General features: G+C 73.0%; 11 protein-coding genes and 1 rRNA gene. 4 read left to right on the top strand and 8 right to left on the bottom strand.

The features are described 5' to 3' along the window. The 5 genes from ACFWA9_RS16910 to ACFWA9_RS16890 all read right to left on the bottom strand — a co-directional run. Positions 1–90 (bottom strand): 16S ribosomal RNA (locus tag ACFWA9_RS16910); the annotation flags it as partial. Positions 91–650: 560 nt separating this feature from the next. After that, positions 651–1,325 (bottom strand): nucleoside/nucleotide kinase family protein, encoded by a 675-nt coding sequence (locus tag ACFWA9_RS16905; RefSeq protein WP_380387908.1) that lies wholly within the window; start codon positions 1,323–1,325, stop codon positions 651–653. A 33-nt stretch (positions 1,326–1,358) separates the two neighbouring features. After that, positions 1,359–2,315, bottom strand: coding sequence for an LD-carboxypeptidase (locus tag ACFWA9_RS16900; RefSeq protein WP_380387905.1), 957 nt, complete (start codon positions 2,313–2,315; stop codon positions 1,359–1,361). A 98-nt stretch (positions 2,316–2,413) separates the two neighbouring features. After that, positions 2,414–3,529, bottom strand: coding sequence for a tryptophan--tRNA ligase (trpS, locus tag ACFWA9_RS16895; protein ID WP_380387902.1), 1,116 nt, complete (start codon positions 3,527–3,529; stop codon positions 2,414–2,416). A gap of 175 nt (positions 3,530–3,704) precedes the next feature. After that, the gene (locus ACFWA9_RS16890; protein WP_380387913.1) at positions 3,705–5,162 is read right to left on the bottom strand and encodes an APC family permease; all 1,458 of its coding nucleotides are present in this window, start codon (positions 5,160–5,162) and stop codon (positions 3,705–3,707) included. Positions 5,163–5,602: 440 nt separating this feature from the next. Between ACFWA9_RS16890 and ACFWA9_RS16885 the strand changes: the two genes are divergently transcribed. Both ACFWA9_RS16885 and ACFWA9_RS16880 read left to right on the top strand, forming a co-directional pair. Beyond that, positions 5,603–6,703, top strand: coding sequence for an ABC transporter substrate-binding protein (locus tag ACFWA9_RS16885; protein WP_380387899.1), 1,101 nt, complete (start codon positions 5,603–5,605; stop codon positions 6,701–6,703). 142 nt (positions 6,704–6,845) lie between these two features. Next, positions 6,846–8,153 carry a hypothetical protein gene (locus tag ACFWA9_RS16880; protein ID WP_380387896.1) on the top strand — a complete coding sequence of 436 codons (1,308 nt, stop codon included), beginning with the start codon at positions 6,846–6,848 and terminating at the stop codon, positions 8,151–8,153. A gap of 82 nt (positions 8,154–8,235) precedes the next feature. Here the strand turns inward: ACFWA9_RS16880 and ACFWA9_RS16875 are convergent, their stop codons facing one another. Continuing rightward, positions 8,236–8,766 (bottom strand): NUDIX hydrolase, encoded by a 531-nt coding sequence (locus tag ACFWA9_RS16875; RefSeq protein ID WP_380387893.1) that lies wholly within the window; start codon positions 8,764–8,766, stop codon positions 8,236–8,238. Positions 8,767–8,954: 188 nt separating this feature from the next. Here ACFWA9_RS16875 and ACFWA9_RS16870 point away from each other — a divergent pair, with 188 nt between their 5' ends. Then, positions 8,955–9,974, top strand: coding sequence for an ATP-grasp domain-containing protein (locus ACFWA9_RS16870; RefSeq protein ID WP_380387890.1), 1,020 nt, complete (start codon positions 8,955–8,957; stop codon positions 9,972–9,974). Between the two features lie 48 nt (positions 9,975–10,022). Here ACFWA9_RS16870 and ACFWA9_RS16865 read toward each other — a convergent pair whose 3' ends face one another. Both ACFWA9_RS16865 and ACFWA9_RS16860 read right to left on the bottom strand, forming a co-directional pair. Next, on the bottom strand, positions 10,023–13,886 hold the full coding sequence (locus tag ACFWA9_RS16865; RefSeq protein WP_380387911.1) for an ABC transporter ATP-binding protein: 3,864 nt from the start codon (positions 13,884–13,886) through the stop codon (positions 10,023–10,025). Between the two features lie 605 nt (positions 13,887–14,491). After that, positions 14,492–15,148, bottom strand: coding sequence for a TetR/AcrR family transcriptional regulator (locus tag ACFWA9_RS16860; RefSeq protein ID WP_352294963.1), 657 nt, complete (start codon positions 15,146–15,148; stop codon positions 14,492–14,494). A 133-nt stretch (positions 15,149–15,281) separates the two neighbouring features. On the opposite strand from ACFWA9_RS16860, the gene ACFWA9_RS16855 reads away from it, so the two are divergent. Then, entirely contained in the window at positions 15,282–17,015 is a 1,734-nt protein-coding gene (locus tag ACFWA9_RS16855) for a carboxyl transferase domain-containing protein (RefSeq protein WP_380387887.1), read from the top strand. Positions 17,016–17,057: the final 42 nt, after the last annotated feature.

Here is a 17,057-nt window from a genome sequence, read left to right as displayed (position 1 = left end):
GATCCACCCCGAAGGGCTTCACCGTTCGACTTGCATGTGTTAAGCACGCCGCCAGCGTTCGTCCTGAGCCAGGATCAAACTCTCCGTGAATGTCTTCCCGACTGTGCTCAATGAAGAGCGCGGGCTGCACTCGCGTCGAGCGGCACGGCAACCACCGGAATAGGGCGGCCCCGCGCACTGCGTCCTCGCTAGTGTTTACTTCATAAAGGAATCTCCAACCCCGATCACAAGGATCAAGGCCGGGGATGTCAACATATCTGGCGTTGACTTTTGGCACGCTGTTGAGTTCTCAAGGAACGGACACTTCCTTCGGACCGCCTTCCAGCGGGCCCTCCGGGCGCTTCGTTCTTTCGTGTTTCCAGCTTACCAGATGTTTTCCGCTCCGTTTCCGGCGCTTCGTTCATCCAACTCGCTGGTGTCTTCCCGGGCTTGACGCCCTGTCCGACGTTTCAAACTCTAGCCGATCCCCGCCCCGAAAGGCGAATCCGGCCGCAATCCATATAAACAGGCACACCGAATAAGGCATGAGCCGTGCCTGCCGTCGAAATGACAAAGCACAACCCAGCCCGAACCGGGAAGTGATGTTTCAAGGGATTGGCCGCTCCGGGACCGTCCGCGTAGACACGTGTCCGGTGCTCCCAGCCGAGCGACTAGAGAACACTACGCCCGTCCGGAGCCTGAGGCAACCCGGTGCCGGGTACCGTCCGCGTGCAGAGCGAGCGGCCGGCCTTCACGTACTCGCCGTTCGGGTGGTCGTTGCCGGTGACCCACTGCCGGGCCGTGGCCTCGTCGCGGCCACCGGCCCGGTGGCGCTCGACCAGGCGCTCCTCGCGGAGGCTGTCCTCGGTGTCGACGTACCAGAGCTCGCGCATGAGTCGGCGGGCGTCCGGCCAGGGGTGTTCGGCGGCGGCGAGGTAGTTGCCCTCGGTGACGACGAGGCGGGCCTGCGGCGGCACGACATGGCGGGCGGCGACGGGTTCGTCGAGGCGGCGGTCGAAGTCGGGGACGTAGATGGGCTGGAACCGGTCCGCCGCGACCCGGCGCAGCAGTGCGACGTAGCCGTGCGCGTCGAAGGTGGCCGGCGCGCCCTTGCGGTGGGTCAGGCCGAGCCGGTCAAGCTGGGCGGCGGAGAGGTGGAAGCCGTCGAGCGGGAGGTAGGCGGCGCTGCCGGGTCCCTCCCGTCGCTCGACCTCGGCGACCAGGTACCGGGCCAGGGTGGACTTGCCGGCGCCGGGCGGGCCGGCAAGTCCGAGGATGGCGCGGGCATTGCTGCCCGGCCCCCGGAGGAGGCCGAGCGCGAGGGTGATGAGGGTGTCCTCGTTCATGGCCGCACCCTACTGATCCTGGCGCGGCCGGCCTCAGCGGGCGGCGAGTGCGGGCGTCTCCAGGGTGAGGGTCCCGGCGTCGGCGTCGAGCAGGGCGGGCAGGCCCAGCGGGACGGTGAGGGTGGAGGGGCAGTGGCCGAAGCCCAGCTCCCACAGGACGGGTACGCCGAGCGGCCCGAGCCGGTCGAGCATGAGGTCCCGGACCCGCTCGGGGCGGCCGCAGCCCTCCCAGGAGCCGAGGGCGATCCCCGCGACCCCTTCGAAGGCGCCGGAGCGCAGCAGTTGGGTGAGGAGGCGGTCGAGCTGGTACGGATGCTCGTTGACGTCCTCCAGGATCAGGATGCTGCCGGCGTAGGACGGCCGGCCCGCGGGCGTGCCGCGCTCGGCGGTGAGGACGTGCACGCAGCCCCCGGCGGTGATGCCGCGGGCCCGGCCGGGGACGAGGGCCGAGGCGGTGGCCGAGGTGAGGACCGTCGTGGCCGAGGGGTCGAAGAGGGTGCGCCGCAGGTGCTCGGCCGTCGGTCCGTCGGCGATGAAGGAGGCGCCGGAGCTCATCGGCCCGTACAGCGTGGCCACGCCGAGGCGCTGGGCGAAGGCCTCGTGCAGGGAGGAGACGTCGCTGAAGCCGACCAGGACCTTGGGCGGGGCGGCGCGCATCGCGTCCCAGTCGAGCAGGTCGACCATGCGGTGGACGCCGTAGCCGCCGCGGGCGCAGATGACGGCGTCGACGGTGGGGTCGAGCCAGGCGGACTGGAGGTCCGCCGCCCGGTCCGCGTCGGTGCCGGCCAGGTGGCCGAGGGTGGGGTGGGTGTCGAGGACGTGCGGGGCGACGGTGACCCGCAGCCCCCAGGAGCGCAGGATCGCGCACCCGGCGGTGAGCCGCTCGGGGTCGATCGGGCTGCTGGGGGCGACCACGACGACGTGGTCCCCCGGACGGAGCTGCGGCGGGCGGGTCAGCCCGCGGCCGGGCGTGGTCGGGTACTGGTCCATGGCCGGGATCCTTCCAGGGGTGCGGGTGGCGCTGTGGGGAGGGGTGACACGCGCTCAGACCGGCCGGAGCCGCCCGGAGGTGGTATGCCCCGTTCGGTTCAGACCGATCCCATCACCGCCCTGACCTCGGCGAGGGTGGCGTCGGCGACGGCGTTGGCCCGTTCGGCACCGTCCCGCAGGACCTGTCGGACGTATCCGCGGTCGGCGGCGAGTTCCTCGCGGCGGGCGCGCATCGGGCCGAAGCGTTCGTTGACGGCCTCGGTCACCGTGCGCTTCAGTGCGGCGGCGCCGCCGTCACCGATCTCCTCGGCGACCAGTTCCGGTGCGCGGTCCTGGCAGAGCGCCGCGAGCAGGACCAGGCTGGAGACCTCGGGCCGGGCGGCCGGCTCGTAGGTGATCCGGCGGTCGGTGTCGGTCCTGGCGCCGCGGATCAGCCGGGCGGTGGCGTCGGCGGTGGCGGAGAGCGCGACGGCGTTGCCGCGGCTCTTGCTCATCTTTCCGCCGTCGGTGCCGAGCAGCATGGGGGCGGCGGACAGCAGGGCGTCCGGGCGGGGGAAGACACCGGTGCCGTCCAGGTGCGGGTAGCGCTCGTTGAAGCGGCGGGCGACGGTGCGGGCCACTTCGAGGTGGGGCAACTGGTCCTGGCCGACCGGCACGACGTTCGCCTTGCAGAAGAGGATGTCGGCGGCCTGGTGGACGGGGTAGGTGAACATCAGCCCGTTCACCACGGACTGGCCGGAGTGGGCGATCTCGTCCTTGACGGTGGGGTTGCGGCCCAGTTCCGCCACGCTGACCAGGCTGAGGAAGGGGAGCAGGAGCTGGTTGAGGGCGGGGACGGCGCTGTGGGCGAAGATCGTGGCGCGGTCCGGGTCGAGCCCGGCGGCCAGGTAGTCGAGGACGAGGTTCTCGGTGTGCTCTGCGAGGCGGTCGGCGACGTCCCGGTCGGTGATGACCTGGTAGTCGGCGACCACGACGAACATCTCGGTGCCGAGGCGCTGGAGGCGGACCCGGTTCTGCAGGGTGCCGAAGTAGTGGCCGAGGTGGAGCGGGCCGGTGGGGCGGTCGCCGGTCAGGACACGGTGGGCGCCAGGGTCCCGGCGGATCAGCTCGTCCAGATCTGCGCCGGGCCGGTCGACGGTCGGATGGTCGACGGTCGGCCGGTCGACGGCGGGATGGGTGGCGGTGGCGGTGGCGGCGGGGACGGTGGTGGTCATCGGATCTCTCCTCGGAACGGCGGTGGTGGCGGCCGTCCGGGGTTCCGGGCCCGTCTCGTCGGAGAACGCGACAGGGCCGTCCATCCGGACGGCCCTGGTCAGGCGTGGCTGGTGGCCGTCCTAGGACGGCCACCAGTCGAGACCTGCGAAGCGCTTCATGCGTTCGAGGATAGCGTCAGTCCTCCACGACCAGCGCGGGCGTTCCCGCGTGCAGGGTCTCGCCGCGGAAGAACTCGGGCCGGAACGCGGCGTAGCAGGTCATCAGCACCGCCCCGAGCAGCAGGATGCCGACGCCGATGACGAACACCGAGCCGATGCCGAGGACGGCGCCGCTGCCGTACTCCGGGTCCCAGGCGTCGGTGAGGGTCTGCAGGAAGACACCGGCGAGCAGCACCCCGCCGAGCAGGGGTGCGAGGCCGCGCAGCACGAGGTTCCGCGGGCTGGTGCGCAGCGAGGCGCGGAAGTGCCAGACGCAGGCGAAGGCGGTCAGGGCGTAGTAGAAGCAGATCATCAGCCCGAGCGCCAGGATGGTGTCCTGGACGACGTTCTCGCTGATCAGGCTCATCCCGACGTAGAACACCGCGGTGGCGGCGCCGGCGGCGACCGTCGCGTAGCCGGGGGTGCGGAAGCGCGGGTGCACGGTGCCGAAGCGCGGCGGCACGGCCCGGTAGGAGCTCATCGCGAGCAGGGTGCGGGCCACCGGGATGAAGGTGGTCTGCAGGCTGGCGGCGGCGCTGGCGACGACGGCCAGGAAGAGCAGGATGCTCCACGGCGAGCCGAGCACCGGCCGGGCCAGCGCGGAGAAGACGTTGTCGGCGGTGTCCGGGTTGCCGAGACCGGTACCGGTGGCGCCGACGCCGGCGAACATCTGGGCGGCGATCGCGACCAGCAGGTACGAGCCCACCAGGGTGACCATGGAGATCATCGCGGCCCGGCCCGGGGTCTTGGCGCTGCCGAGGGTCTCCTCGTTCATGGTGAGGCAGGTGTCCCAGCCCCAGTACATGAAGATCGAGAGCGACAGCCCGGCGGTGAACGCGCTGAACGAGCTCACCTGGAGCGGGTCGAGCCAGGAGGCGGAGAAGCCGATCGAGTGCGGCAGGTCGCCGGCGGCGGCCTTGCCGATGGCGATGACCGAGAAGAGCACCAGGACGGCCAGCTGGAGGCCGACCAGGCTGTACTGGAACCACTTGGTGGCCGTCATCCCCCGGTAGCTCATCGCGGTGGCGGCGGCGATCAGCACGACCACGGTGAGCAGGTGAACGGCCTTGTTGTCGTTCAGTTCGGCGATCCCGCCGCTGCCGGTCATCTCACCGAGCATCAGGTAGAGGAAGTCGGTCGCCACCCCGGCCAGGTTGGAGAGCACGATGATGGTCGCGACCGTCAGGCCCCAGCCCGCCATCCAGCCGACCCGGGGGCCGAAGGCCCGGACCGTCCAGCTGAAGGACGTGCCGCAGTCCGGGAAGTCCTTGTTCAGCTCCTTGTAGGCGAACGCGACGAGCAGCATCGGCAGGAAGCCGGCCAGGAACACCGCGGGCATCTGCACGCCGACGGCCGTGACCGTCGGGCCCAGCGTCGCGGTCAGGCAGTAGACCGGGGCGACCGTGGAGAGGCCCAGGACCACGCTGCCCAACAGGCCTACCGAGTTCCCCCGTAGGCCCTTGTCCCCCGCTGCCCCCGCCGCCCCCCGGTCGGGGACTCCACCACTGGCGCCACTGTCCGGGGCGCCCTGCGGAGCGGCGGGCGCCGTTGCCCGTCCGCTGCTTCCGTGCTCTGAGAGATGCTGATCAAACACCTGCGCACCCTAGGTGGAGGCGTCGAAGGTTGTGTAGGCCAACCCTTGGTGATCTGAGCCACTCGCTTCGATTCCTTCGTCGCAAATGAGGACTGAGCAGGGTAATCATGGCAATTAGACTCATGTACCTTGGCTTCCAAGGACTGAGGGCGATTTGATTTATCCCTTATGTCATGGGTTGAGATGATTTCTCCCCGCACTCCGAACCCTCGATCGATCCGGTCCGAACCGTCGGATAGGTTTGCCTCACCTAACATCGATCGATCGAGAAGGAGCGTCGCGTGGCCCCCCACCCCGCCGACCGGACCCTCGTCAGCCGCACCCCGTCCCGCCGGCGGTTCCTCGCCGCCGGGCTCACCGGTGGTGCCGTCCTCGGCCTCGGCGGGCTGCTCACCGCCTGCGGCAGCTCCGGCGGAGCCGCGAGCGGGTCGGCGCAGGCCTCGTCCGGCTCCTCGCCGAACCAGAAGTCGGTCAAGCAGGGCGGCGACGACTACGCCGCCGTGATCGAGAAGATGAAGGACTTCGGCACCGACGCCGCCCCCGGCGTCTACCCGCGCACCGTCAAGCACGCCATGGGCGAGACCGTCATCCCGGCCAAGCCGGTCCGGGTCGTGGTGCTGGACACCGGCGAGCTCGACAACGTCGTCGCCCTGGGCATCCAGCCGGTCGGCGTCGTCTACACCGACGGTTCCAAGAGCATGCCGGCCTACCTCAAGGACGCGGTCGGCAGCCCGGCCGCCGTCGGCACCGTCAACAGCCTCAACCTGGAGGCCATCGCCGCGCTCAAGCCCGACCTGATCCTCGGCAGCCAGCTGCGCGCGCAGGACCAGTACGCGCAGCTCTCCAAGATCGCGCCGACCGTCTTCTCACTGCGCCCGGGCTACCCCTGGAAGCAGAACTTCAAGCTCAACGCCGCGCCGTTCGGGCTGGAGGCGCAGGCCCAGGCCCAGCTCGACGCGTACCAGGCCGCGGCCACCGCGATCGGCGCCGGGCTGGGCGACGAGCGGCCCACCATCACGCCGCTGCGCTTCATGCCCGGCAAGACCCGGCTCTACGCGGAGCTCTCCTTCATCGGCACCATCCTCACCGACGTGCCGCTGCCGCAGCCCAAGATCGAGCAGGTCAAGGAACTCGCGGTCGAGATCAGCCCCGAGCAGATCGACAAGGCCGACGCCGACTGGATCTTCTACGGTGTGTACGGCAGCCCCAGCTCCACCAACCAGGACGCGGTGCTCGGCGGCGCGCTCTGGAAGACCCTCGGGGCGACCAAGTCCGGCCAGGCGCGGCCGGTTTCGGACGAGACCTGGTTCCTCGGGCTCGGCGTCCTGGCGGCCAATGCCGTGCTGGCCGACCTCAAGGGGTTCGTCGCACCGGGCGCCTGAGCCCGGGCCGCACGGCGGGCGGCACAGCGGGAGCGGAGCTGACCAGGGCGGTGTCCTCGCACACACCCGCCGGTAAGGCGCTTGGAGCTGGTCCCGGCGTGCGGGAGGATCATCGGGACCGTACCCCGAAGGGCACCTGCCGATGACCACGCTCCATCAGAACGCCGCCGACCTGCCCCCGTCCGGCCCATCCACCGCCGGCGCGTCCTCCGTCGGCGCGCTCGCGGTCGGCGTGCCCGGGGGCGGTGCGTCCGGGGGCGGTGCGTCCGACGTAGTCGTGGCCTGCGCGTCCCACGGGTCCCACCGGACGCCTGCCACCGAGGGCATACCGGGAACCGGGGCGAGCACCGCAGCCGTGGACTCGCGCTGCACGATGGCGGCCCCGGCCGGCGACCACGGTGCCGGCGGGGCCTCCGCCGACGGGTCCGTGCCGCGGCCCCGGGGCGGTGGGGCCGACGGGGAGGACGTCCGGGACTCCGGCACCGGCGCTGCTGGAAGCCCCGGTGAAGGCGCCGGTAGCCGCGGTGTCGGCGGCGATGGCGGCGATGGCCCGGGTGGCGCCGGGCGTGCCGTCGACGCGAACGGACAGGCGGCCGCCCGGCTTCGCGCGGGGCTGGCCGACCGGCTGCGCACCGCCCACGGCCAGGGCCGCTCGCTCGCCGAGCTGGCCGCCGCCTGTCGTCGGCCGGTCGCCGAGGTCCGCGCGCTGCTCGCCGAAGCCCTCGGAGGCACCGAAGCGGGAGCGGCGGACGAGCCCCGGACCGCGTCCACCACCGGCCCGGAGGCGTTCGTACGGCTCCGGGCGCCGGAGCCGACGGAGGAACGCAGCGTCCCCGTGCTCCGGGCCGCTCAGGCGGAGCTGCGGACCGTCCTGTCCAAGCGGCCCTCCCCCTCCCGGCGGCTACGCCGGATGCACCCGGAGGCCCCCGGACCGGACCGGCCGCTGGAGGCTTCCGGCGCCGGGGCCGCCGCTCCTGCGCTCCTCCTGCCGCCGACGACCCCAGACCCGCTCGTCGGGGCGGCGGGGTCGGTGGCCGGCGCCGGTGAGGAGGCGGACGGTAACGACGGGAACGCCACCGGCGGGAACGCCACCGGCGGGAGCGCCGAGACGCCGCTGGGCATCCTGATCGGCAGCACCCCCCAGCTCCCCGAGGCCGTCGGCCGCCCCGAAGAACGGCGGCCGGTCCGGGTGGCGGCCGAGCCCGTGCGCATCGGCCGCGGCACCAGTCTGGTGATCCTGCCGGGCTGGCGACCCGCCATCGCCGTCTCGGTGTCGACCGACCACCTGCTGTCCGCCACCGGCCTCGCCCTCGACCAGCTGGCTTCCGCGCAGCTCTCGGTGCTGATCAACCCCGGCGCGCTGCACGACCGGGAGCTCGACCTGCACGGCTGGCAGGTCGGCCCGGCCGGGCGGGCGGGCCGACGCGGCGGGCAGCAGCAGCCCTCGTAGCTGCGGGGGACGGGCCGTCGGGAGCCACCGGGCCGGCCGCCAGGGGCGCCGCCTCGTCCAGGACGCCGAGGCGTCGGGCGCGTCAGACCCTCGGCGCGTTCGGGACGTAGCCGAACTCGACGGGCACCGGCTGGCGGCGGTCGGCCAGCCAGCCCTCCCGGACGTCGGCCAGCAGCTCCGCGAGCCGAGGCGGCCAGACCGCGTCGGCGCCTTCGTCGGTGAGGTCGTCGGCCGTCCACCAGCGCCAGTCGAGGATCCGGTCGGCGGCGTGCATCGCGCTGAGGTCGCCCACCGGCTCCCGGTGCGGCCCGCTGGTCAGGTAGATGTGCTCGTGCTGGCGGACGGGTATGCCGTGCCAGGTGAAGTCGTGTTCCCAGGTGCAGAGCAACGGACCGGGTTCGAGATCGGTCCAGCCGGTCTCCTCCCAGAGCTCACGACGGGCGCCGGTCCACGGCGTCTCGTCCTTCTCGATGCCGCCGCCGGGCATGGTCCAGTGGACGCCGACCTCGCTGTTGTCCGAGCGGAGGAGGAAGACCGACCCGTTCTCGTCGAGTACCACCGTCCGGGCGGCCTGCCTCGGGGTTCGCTTCGCGCGTCGCCACAGATTTCGCATCGGGTCACCTTCCCAGTTCGGCCCGGCTGCGTCGAACGGATTGCGGGCGGGTCGATGGGCGGGCGGCGTCGGACGGACTGCGGGCGGTGCGGCGTCGAGCGGACGATGGGCCGCGGGAACGGCATCGCCCCGGCGGAGAAGGGGTGTTGGCACCGCCGGAAACGGCCGGTGGACGTAGCCTGACGCCCATGCCCGCACCCGCGCTCCTCTTCCCGGCCGACCCGCTCAACCCGCACCGGCCCGATCCGCACTTCGCCTGGGAGGCCCGTGTCCTGCGGGGCCTGGGTGGTGAGCTGTACCTCGTCGACCACGACGCACTGCTCGCGGGGAACGCGGAGGAGGCGGTCCGTCAGGTACCGCGGGACTGCGGCCCGCTCTGGTACCGGGGTTGGATGGTTCCGTCGGCCGACTACGCGGCCTTCGCCCGGGCGCTGGCCGGGCGCGGCGCCCATCTGCTGACCAGCGCGGCCGGATACGCCTCGGCGCACGAACTGCCCGGCTGGTACGGCGTGTTCGAGGGGGCGACACCGCCGAGCGTCTGGATTCCGGTGCGGACGGCGGCCCGGCCGGAGCCGGCGGAACTCGCCGCCGCCGTCGAGCGGCTCGGCGGGCGCGGTCCGGCGATCGTCAAGGACTACGTGAAGTCCCGGAAGCACGAGTGGCACGAGGCCTGCTACGTCCCCGACATGGCCGACCTGGCCGCCGTCGGGCGGGTGGTGGCGCGCTTCGTCGAGTTGCAGGGCGAGTACCTCACCGGCGGCGTGGTGCTGCGCCGGTACGAGGAGTTCCGACGGGCCGGGGACGCCGGGAGCGGGCGGAACGGGAGCCGCGGGAACGAGAGCGGCGGGAACGGGAGCGGCGGGAACGGGGACGGGCCGGAGGAACCGGGGGAAGGCGCGAGCGACGGTGCCTCCGGGGCCCGCCGGGGCGAGGACGAGCGGGCGGTGGAGGCCCGGGTCTGGTGGCTGGACGGCGAACCCGTGCTGGTCGGGCCCCATCCGGACACGCCCGGCCAGTCGGCCGAACCGGACCTCACCGACGTCCGGCCGCTGGTCCGTGCCCTCGGCTGCCGCTTCGTCACCACCGACCTCGCCAGCCGGGCCGACGGCTCCGGCTGGCGGGTGGTGGAGGTGGGTGACGGTCAGGTCAGCGACCTGCCGCGCGGGATCGACGCCTCCGCGCTGCTCACCTCGCTGATCGCGGCCTGACGCCGGTTCGGCGCGACGGCCGGACGGCGGACTGCGGGACCGGGAGGCTCAGCGGCCGAGGACCTGGCCCGCCGCCTCGTCGGGCACCGGGTGCTTGTCGGCGATGAACGCCTGCCAGAGCCGCGTGTACACGCCTCCCCGCGCGAGCAGTTCGGTGTGCGTGCCGTCCTCGACCACCCTGCCGTGGTCCAGGACGACGACCCGGTCGGCGCGTTCCGCGGTGGTGAGGCGGTGGGCGATGACCAGCGTGGTGCGGCCGCCGCTGAGCCGGTCCGCCGCGTGGTTGACCGCCGCCTCGGTGGCCAGGTCGAGCGCGGCGGTGGCCTCGTCCAGGAGCAGGATGTCCGGGTCGACCAGTTCGGCCCGGGCCAGCGCGATCAGCTGGCGCTGCCCCGCCGAGAGGTTCCGCCCACGGCCGGTGACCTCGTGGTCGTACCCGTCGGACAGGTGGCGGATCATGTCGTGCGCACCGACCGCCCGGGCCGCCGCCTCCACCTCGGCCGCCGTGGCCGAGGGCCGGCCGTACGCGATCGCCTCGCGCACCGTGCCCGCGAACAGGTAGGCCTCCTGCGGCACGACGCCGAGCCGGTGGCGGTACTGCGCGAGGTCGTACCTGGTCAGGTCGACGCCGTCCACCCGGACGGTGCCGGAGGTCGCGTCGTAGAACCGGGCGACCAGCTTGACCAGGGTCGACTTGCCGGCGCCCGTCTCACCGACCAGCGCCACCGTCTGGCCGGCGGGTATCCGGAGATCCACTCCGGTGAGCACCTCCCGGGCGCCGTCGGCGCCGCCGTTGTAGGCGAAGCCGACGCCCACGAACTCGATCTCGCCGCGCAGCGCCGCCGTCACCGGCACCGGATCGGCGGCCTCGGCGGTGGTGGTCGGGGTCCGCAGCAGCTCACGCGTGCGGCCCAGACCGACGGCGGCCTGCTGGTAGCCGTCGAACACCTGCGAGAGCTGGTTGACCGGTGCGAAGAAGAGGTCGATGTAGAGCAGGTACGCCACCAGGGCGCCGACCGTCAGCGTCCCGGCGTCGACCCGCGAGGCCCCCACGATCAGGACCAGTGCGGCGGCGACGCTGGAGAGGAACTGCACGAACGGGAAGTACAGCGAGATGTAGAGCTGCGCCCGCACCCGGGCCTCGCGGTAGGCCATCCCCCGGGCGACGAAGCGGTCGGTGTTGGCGTCCAGCCGACGGAAGGCCTGGACGATCCGCATGCCCGCGACGTTCTCCTGGAGGTCGGCGTTGACCGTGCTGATCAGGTCGCGGGAGATCTCGTACTGCGTCTTGGACTTCTTGCGGAACACCAGCGTCGCCACCACCAGCAGCGGCAGCACGGCGAAGACCACCAGGGCCAGGCCCGCGTCGATGATCAGCAGGGCGGCGAAGATGCCGAGGAACGTCAACAGGCTGACCACCGCCGTGACCACCCCGGTCTGCAGGAAGGAGGTCAGCGAGTCCAGGTCGGTGGTCATCCGGGTCATGATCCGGCCGGACAGCTCGCGCTCGTAGTAGTCCAGGCCGAGCCGGTTGAGGTGCGCGAAGATCTTGAGCCGGAGGGTGTAGAGCACCCGCTCTCCGGTGCGGCCGCTGACCCGGCTCTCGGCGCTCTGCACCAGCCAGTCCAGCAGCACGATCACCAGCGCCACCAGCGAGGCGGCGGCGACGCCCGACATCAGGCCCTTGCTCACGCCGTCGTCGATGCCGTGCCGGATCAGGATCGGCAGCACCAGCCCGGCGCCCGCGTCCAGGGTGACCAGGAGCAGGGCGAGGGCGAGCGGGCGGCGGAACGGGCGCAGCAGGCGGCGGAGGCTGAAGTCCGGGTCGCCGGCCTCGGCCTCGGCCCGGGCGACCGCCGGGGTGTCGGTGGCCGGCGGGAGGGCGGCGACCTTGTCGAGGAGGGCGGGGTCCGCGGTGCGGGCCGCCTTGGCCAGCGCGGGCGTCGCCAGGGCGGGCGACGGCGGGGCGGGCGTCGGCGGGGCGACGGCGGGCGGCGGTACGGGGGCGCCCGTGGGCCGGGACTCGGACTCGGTCTCGGTGTCGGTCTCGGCAGTGACGGCACCGGCGGTGGTGGCGGTGGCGGTGGCGGTCGGGGGCTTGGTCCGGCCGGCCTCGGGGTCGGAGATCAGGACGCGGTACTGGGGACATCGGGCGTCGAGTTCCTCGTGCGTACCGATGTCCAGCAGGCGGCCGTGGTCCAGGACCGCGATCCGGTCGGCCAGCTGGAGGGTCGACCGGCGGTGCGCGATCAGCAGCGTGGTGCGGCCGGCCATCACCGACCGCAGGGCGTCGTGGATCTCCGCCTCGATCTGCGGGTCGACCGCCGAGGTGGCGTCGTCGAGCAGCAGGATCCGCGGGTCGGTGAGGATCGCCCGGGCCAGGGCTATGCGCTGGCGCTGGCCGCCGGAAAGGGTCAGACCCTGCTCACCGACCTTGGTCGCGTACCCGTCGGGCAGCTCCCGGACGAACTCGTCCGCCTGCGCGGCCCGGGCGGCCGCCACGACCTGCTCGTCGGTGGCGTCCGGCCGCCCGTACGCGATGTTGGTGCGGACCGTCTCGGAGAACAGGAAGCTCTCCTCGGGAACGATGCCGACGGCCGACCGCACCGAGTCGAGGGTGAGGTCGCGCAGGTCGTGGCCGTAGAGCCGGACCGCGCCGCCCGCCGGGTCGTAGAACCGGGGAACCAGCTGCGCCACCGTCGACTTGCCCGAGCCGGACGCGCCGACCAGGGCCAGCGTCTCGCCGGGGGCGAGCTTCAGGGTGAGCCCGTGCAGGACGGGGGCGGGGTGCTCGGGGTCGTAGCGGAACTCGACCTGGTCGAACTCCAGCGCCACCTCGGTGGTCCGGGGGCCGACGGGCCGCCCGAAGCGGTCGGCGGCGGCGGCCGGCGTCGGTCCGGCGTCGTCGTGGGCCGGGTGGGAGCCGTCGGCGCGGGTGAAGTCGAGGGTGACGGCGTCCGGGCGCTCCTGCACCAGCGGCCGCTCGTCGATCAGCTGCAGCACCCGCTCCACACCGGCCCGGGCCTGCTGGCCGACGGTGATGACCATGGTCAGCATCCGGACCGGACCGGTCATCTGCGCGACGTAGGTGGAGAAGGCGACGAAGGTGCCGAGGGTGACCTGGCCCTCGACCGCCAGCCAGCCGCCGAAGGCCAGCACCGCGACCTGGGCGAGCGCCGGGATCGCCTGCATCGCCGGGTTGTAGCGGCTGTTGAGCCGGATCGACCGGAGCCGGGCGGCGAACAGGTTGTGCGAGGCCGCCGCCAGCTTGTCCAGCTCCTGGGACTCCTGGCCGAAGCCCTTGACCACCCGGACGCCGCCGACCGACTCGTCGACCACACCCGCGACGGCGGCCGCCTCCTGCTGGGCCGCCCAGGTGGCGGGGAACAGCCGCTTGCGGCTCAGGACCGAGACCCACCACAGCGCCGGGCCCATGACCAGCGCGATCAGGGTGAGCGGCGGCGACAGCCAGAGCATCACGGCCAGCGACATGACGAACATCAGCAGGTAGCCGGTCATCATCGGCAGCATCGAGAGCAGGCCGTTGATCAGCTGGAGGTCGGAGGTGGCCCGGCCGACCACCTGGCCGGTGTCGAGGCGGTCCTGCCGGTGGCCGTCGAGCCGGCCGAGCGAACGGAAGAGGTCGCTGCGCAGGTCGTGCTGGACGTCGAGGGCGAGCTGGCCCCCGTAGTAGCGGCGGACCTGGGTGCAGGCGAACACCAGGGCGGCCGCCGCCAGCAGCACCACGGCCCACGGCGCCAGCGAGCGGGTGTGCGCGGTGATGACGTCGTCGATGATCAACTTGGTGACCAGCGGCACCAGCGCCGTGACGGCCATCCCGACGATCGAGGCGCCGAAGGCGAGCAGCACGCTGCGCCGCGAGCGCCAGCAGTAGCCGATCAGCCGGCGCAGCCAGCCCGTACCGGTCCCGTCGGCGGCCGAACCCTCGCCCGGGCTCCCGCCGCCGTCGGCCGGGGCCCCGGCACCGTCCGGCCGGGCTCCGTCCGCGGCCTGCCCGCCGTGCTTGCCGCCGGGCAGGCCGGTGCCGCCCCGCCGCCCCTTCGTGCCTCGCGGGCCGGTCCGGGTGCCGCTCGGGGAAAGCTCCACCGTAGATCCATGAGTCTCAGGCATATTTAGGGATGCTAACCATTTCGTCCGGTGGCCGCCATGGACTTTCAGGCCAGGGCAGGCCGGGTGAACCGGCCCGGCTGAGGAACCAACAGCCTGCGGCCTGCGGTGATTCCCGGCCGGGGCGCGCGCCTCGGCCGTCACCCTCCAGGGTGAACGAGATCGCGCCGAACGCCCACCGGCCGCCGACGCAGCCCGGCGCCGTCCTTTGGGCCTAGGCCGGACGACCGACCCCGGTGGTCCAGCGGGTGGTCAGCCGGACCCGGCCCGGCCCCGTCGAGCGCTCGCCGTCGACCGCTTGCCGTCGACCGCTTGCCGTCGACCGTTCGGCGCGAGGGCGCACGACCGGGCGGCCCCCCGGCCGGGGCCGGTCGGCCGCGCCGCTCGATTCAGCTGCGCGCGGCCGTGCCGGCGGCTGCCGAGAAGGCACCGTGCGCCAGGCTGTGCAGCAGGGCGGCCATGCTGTCGCGCTGGAGGGCGACGCGGTCCTCCTGCGCGCCGCGGTCCTCCTGGGCGGGACTCGGGCCGAGGCTGTGCGGAGTCGAGTTGATCAGCCCGAAGACGGCGTGCACCGCGGCCCGCGCCACCGGCTCGGCATCGGGCACGGCCAGCGACGGATGGGCCCGGCGGACCACGTCCACCCACAGTTCGACGTAGCCGCGCTGGAGCCGGCGGACCGTCCGACGGTCCTCGTCCTTGAGGTTCAGCAGCTCGCGGTCGTGCAGGGTGATCAGGTCGCGGTCGTCCAGCGCGAAGTCGACATGCCCCCTGATCAGGGCGTCCAGCGCTTCGGCGCCGCCGTCGCCGCCACCCGCCCGGCGGCGGCCCTCCTCCAGGAGGCGCTCACTGATGCCGATCAGGAGATCGGCGAGCATCGCGTCCTTGCCGGCGAAGTGCCGGTAGAGCCCCGGCCCGCTGATGCCGACGGCTTTGCCGATCTCGTCGACACCCACGCCCAGGAAGCCCCGGGCGGCGAACAGCCGCGCGGCCTCCCTGCGGATCTGGTCACGGCGTGGGAGCGCGGAGGCGCCTGGGACGTTCGGCATGCTGCCCATCGTAGACAGTCGGGTTATCGCCCGTTAACCTGGGCGGCACGAGTTAACGCTCATTAACGTGGGGGTCGCAGGCACACCCGGGCTCTGCTGCCCACCTGGTGCCGAGAGCAAGGGAGCTCTTGGAATGGTCATCTCCACCGCCGGTGCACCCACCGGCGTCCACGGCGGCGCAGCGGCCGGAACCACGGCGGGCGGCGCGACGAACGGCGCGGCCGCCGGAGCCGTCCCACCGGGCGCCGCCGCGCCCGCCCCCCGGCTCGGCACCGCCGCCGACCCGGGCTCGGAGGCCTACCGGGCCAACACCGAGGCCCATCGTGCGCTGGTCGGCGAGCTGCGCGAGAAGCTCGCCGCGGCCGCTCTCGGCGGCGGGGCCAAGGCCCGGGCGCGCCACACCGCCCGCGGCAAACTGCTCCCCCGCGACCGGGTGGACACGCTGCTCGACCCGGCCTCGCCGTTCCTCGAACTGGCGCCGCTGGCGGCCGACGGGATGTACGACGGAGCCGCTCCGGCGGCCGGCGTGATCGCGGGCATCGGCCGGGTCGCCGGGCGCGAGGTGGTCGTCGTCGCCAACGACGCCACCGTCAAGGGCGGCACCTACTACCCGATGACGGTGAAGAAGCACCTGCGCGCCCAGGAGGTCGCGCTGGAGAACCGGCTCCCCTGCGTCTACCTGGTGGACTCCGGCGGCGCCTTCCTGCCGATGCAGGACGAGGTCTTCCCGGACCGCGACCACTTCGGCCGGATCTTCTACAACCAGGCCCGCCTCTCCGCCGCCGGGATCCCGCAGATCGCCGCCGTACTCGGCTCCTGCACGGCGGGCGGCGCGTACGTACCGGCGATGAGCGACCAGGCCGTCATCGTCCGCAACCAGGGCACCATCTTCCTCGGCGGACCGCCGCTGGTGAAGGCCGCCACCGGCGAGGTGGTGACCGCCGAGGAGCTCGGCGGCGGCGACCTCCACTCCCGCACCTCCGGCGTGACGGACCACCTGGCCGAGGACGACGCCCACGCCCTCTCCATCGTGCGCACCATCGTCGCCGGGCTCGGCCCGCGCGCGGCCAGGCCGTGGCCGCTGGCCCCGGCCGAGCCGCCCGCCGTCGACCCGGCGGGTCTGTACGGAGCCGTCCCGGTCGACCCCCGGACGCCGTACGACGTCCGCGAGGTGATCGCGCGGCTGGTCGACGGCAGCCGCTTCGCCGAGTTCAAGGCCGAGTACGGCGCGACCCTGGTGACGGGGTTCGCCCGGATCCACGGCCACCCCGTCGGCATCGTCGCCAACAACGGTGTGCTCTTCGCGGAGTCCGCCCTCAAGGGCGCCCACTTCATCGAGTTGTGCGACCAGCGGGGCATCCCCCTCCTCTTCCTCCAGAACATCACCGGCTTCATGGTCGGGCGGCAGTACGAGGCGGGCGGCATCGCCAAGCACGGCGCCAAGATGGTGAACGCCGTCGCCTCCACCCGCGTCCCGAAGCTGACGGTGGTGATCGGCGGCTCGTACGGGGCCGGCAACTACTCGATGTGCGGCCGGGCCTACTCGCCCCGCTTCCTGTGGATGTGGCCGGGCGCGAAGATCTCCGTGATGGGCGGCGAGCAGGCCGCCTCGGTGCTGGCCACCGTCCGGCGAGACCAGCTCGAAGCCCACGGCGAGTCCTGGCCCACCGAGGCGGAGGAGGAGTTCAAGCGCCCCGTCCGCGAGCAGTACGACCGCCAGGGGAACGCCTACTACGCCACCGCACGGCTCTGGGACGACGGAGTGATCGACCCGATGGACACCCGCACCGTCCTCGGACTCGCCCTCACCGCCTGCGCCAACGCCCCGCTCCCGCCGCCCGGCCCGTACGGCGTCTTCCGGATGTGACGGCCGCCCGGGCAGGGCCGCGCGTCACCACGGAGCCTCCTC

This window comes from Kitasatospora sp. NPDC059973 (assembly GCF_042737525.1).
Lineage (GTDB): Bacteria > Actinomycetota > Actinomycetes > Streptomycetales > Streptomycetaceae > Kitasatospora.
Note: the sequence above shows the minus strand (reverse complement) of the source record. Positions and strands in the feature narration are given on the sequence as shown.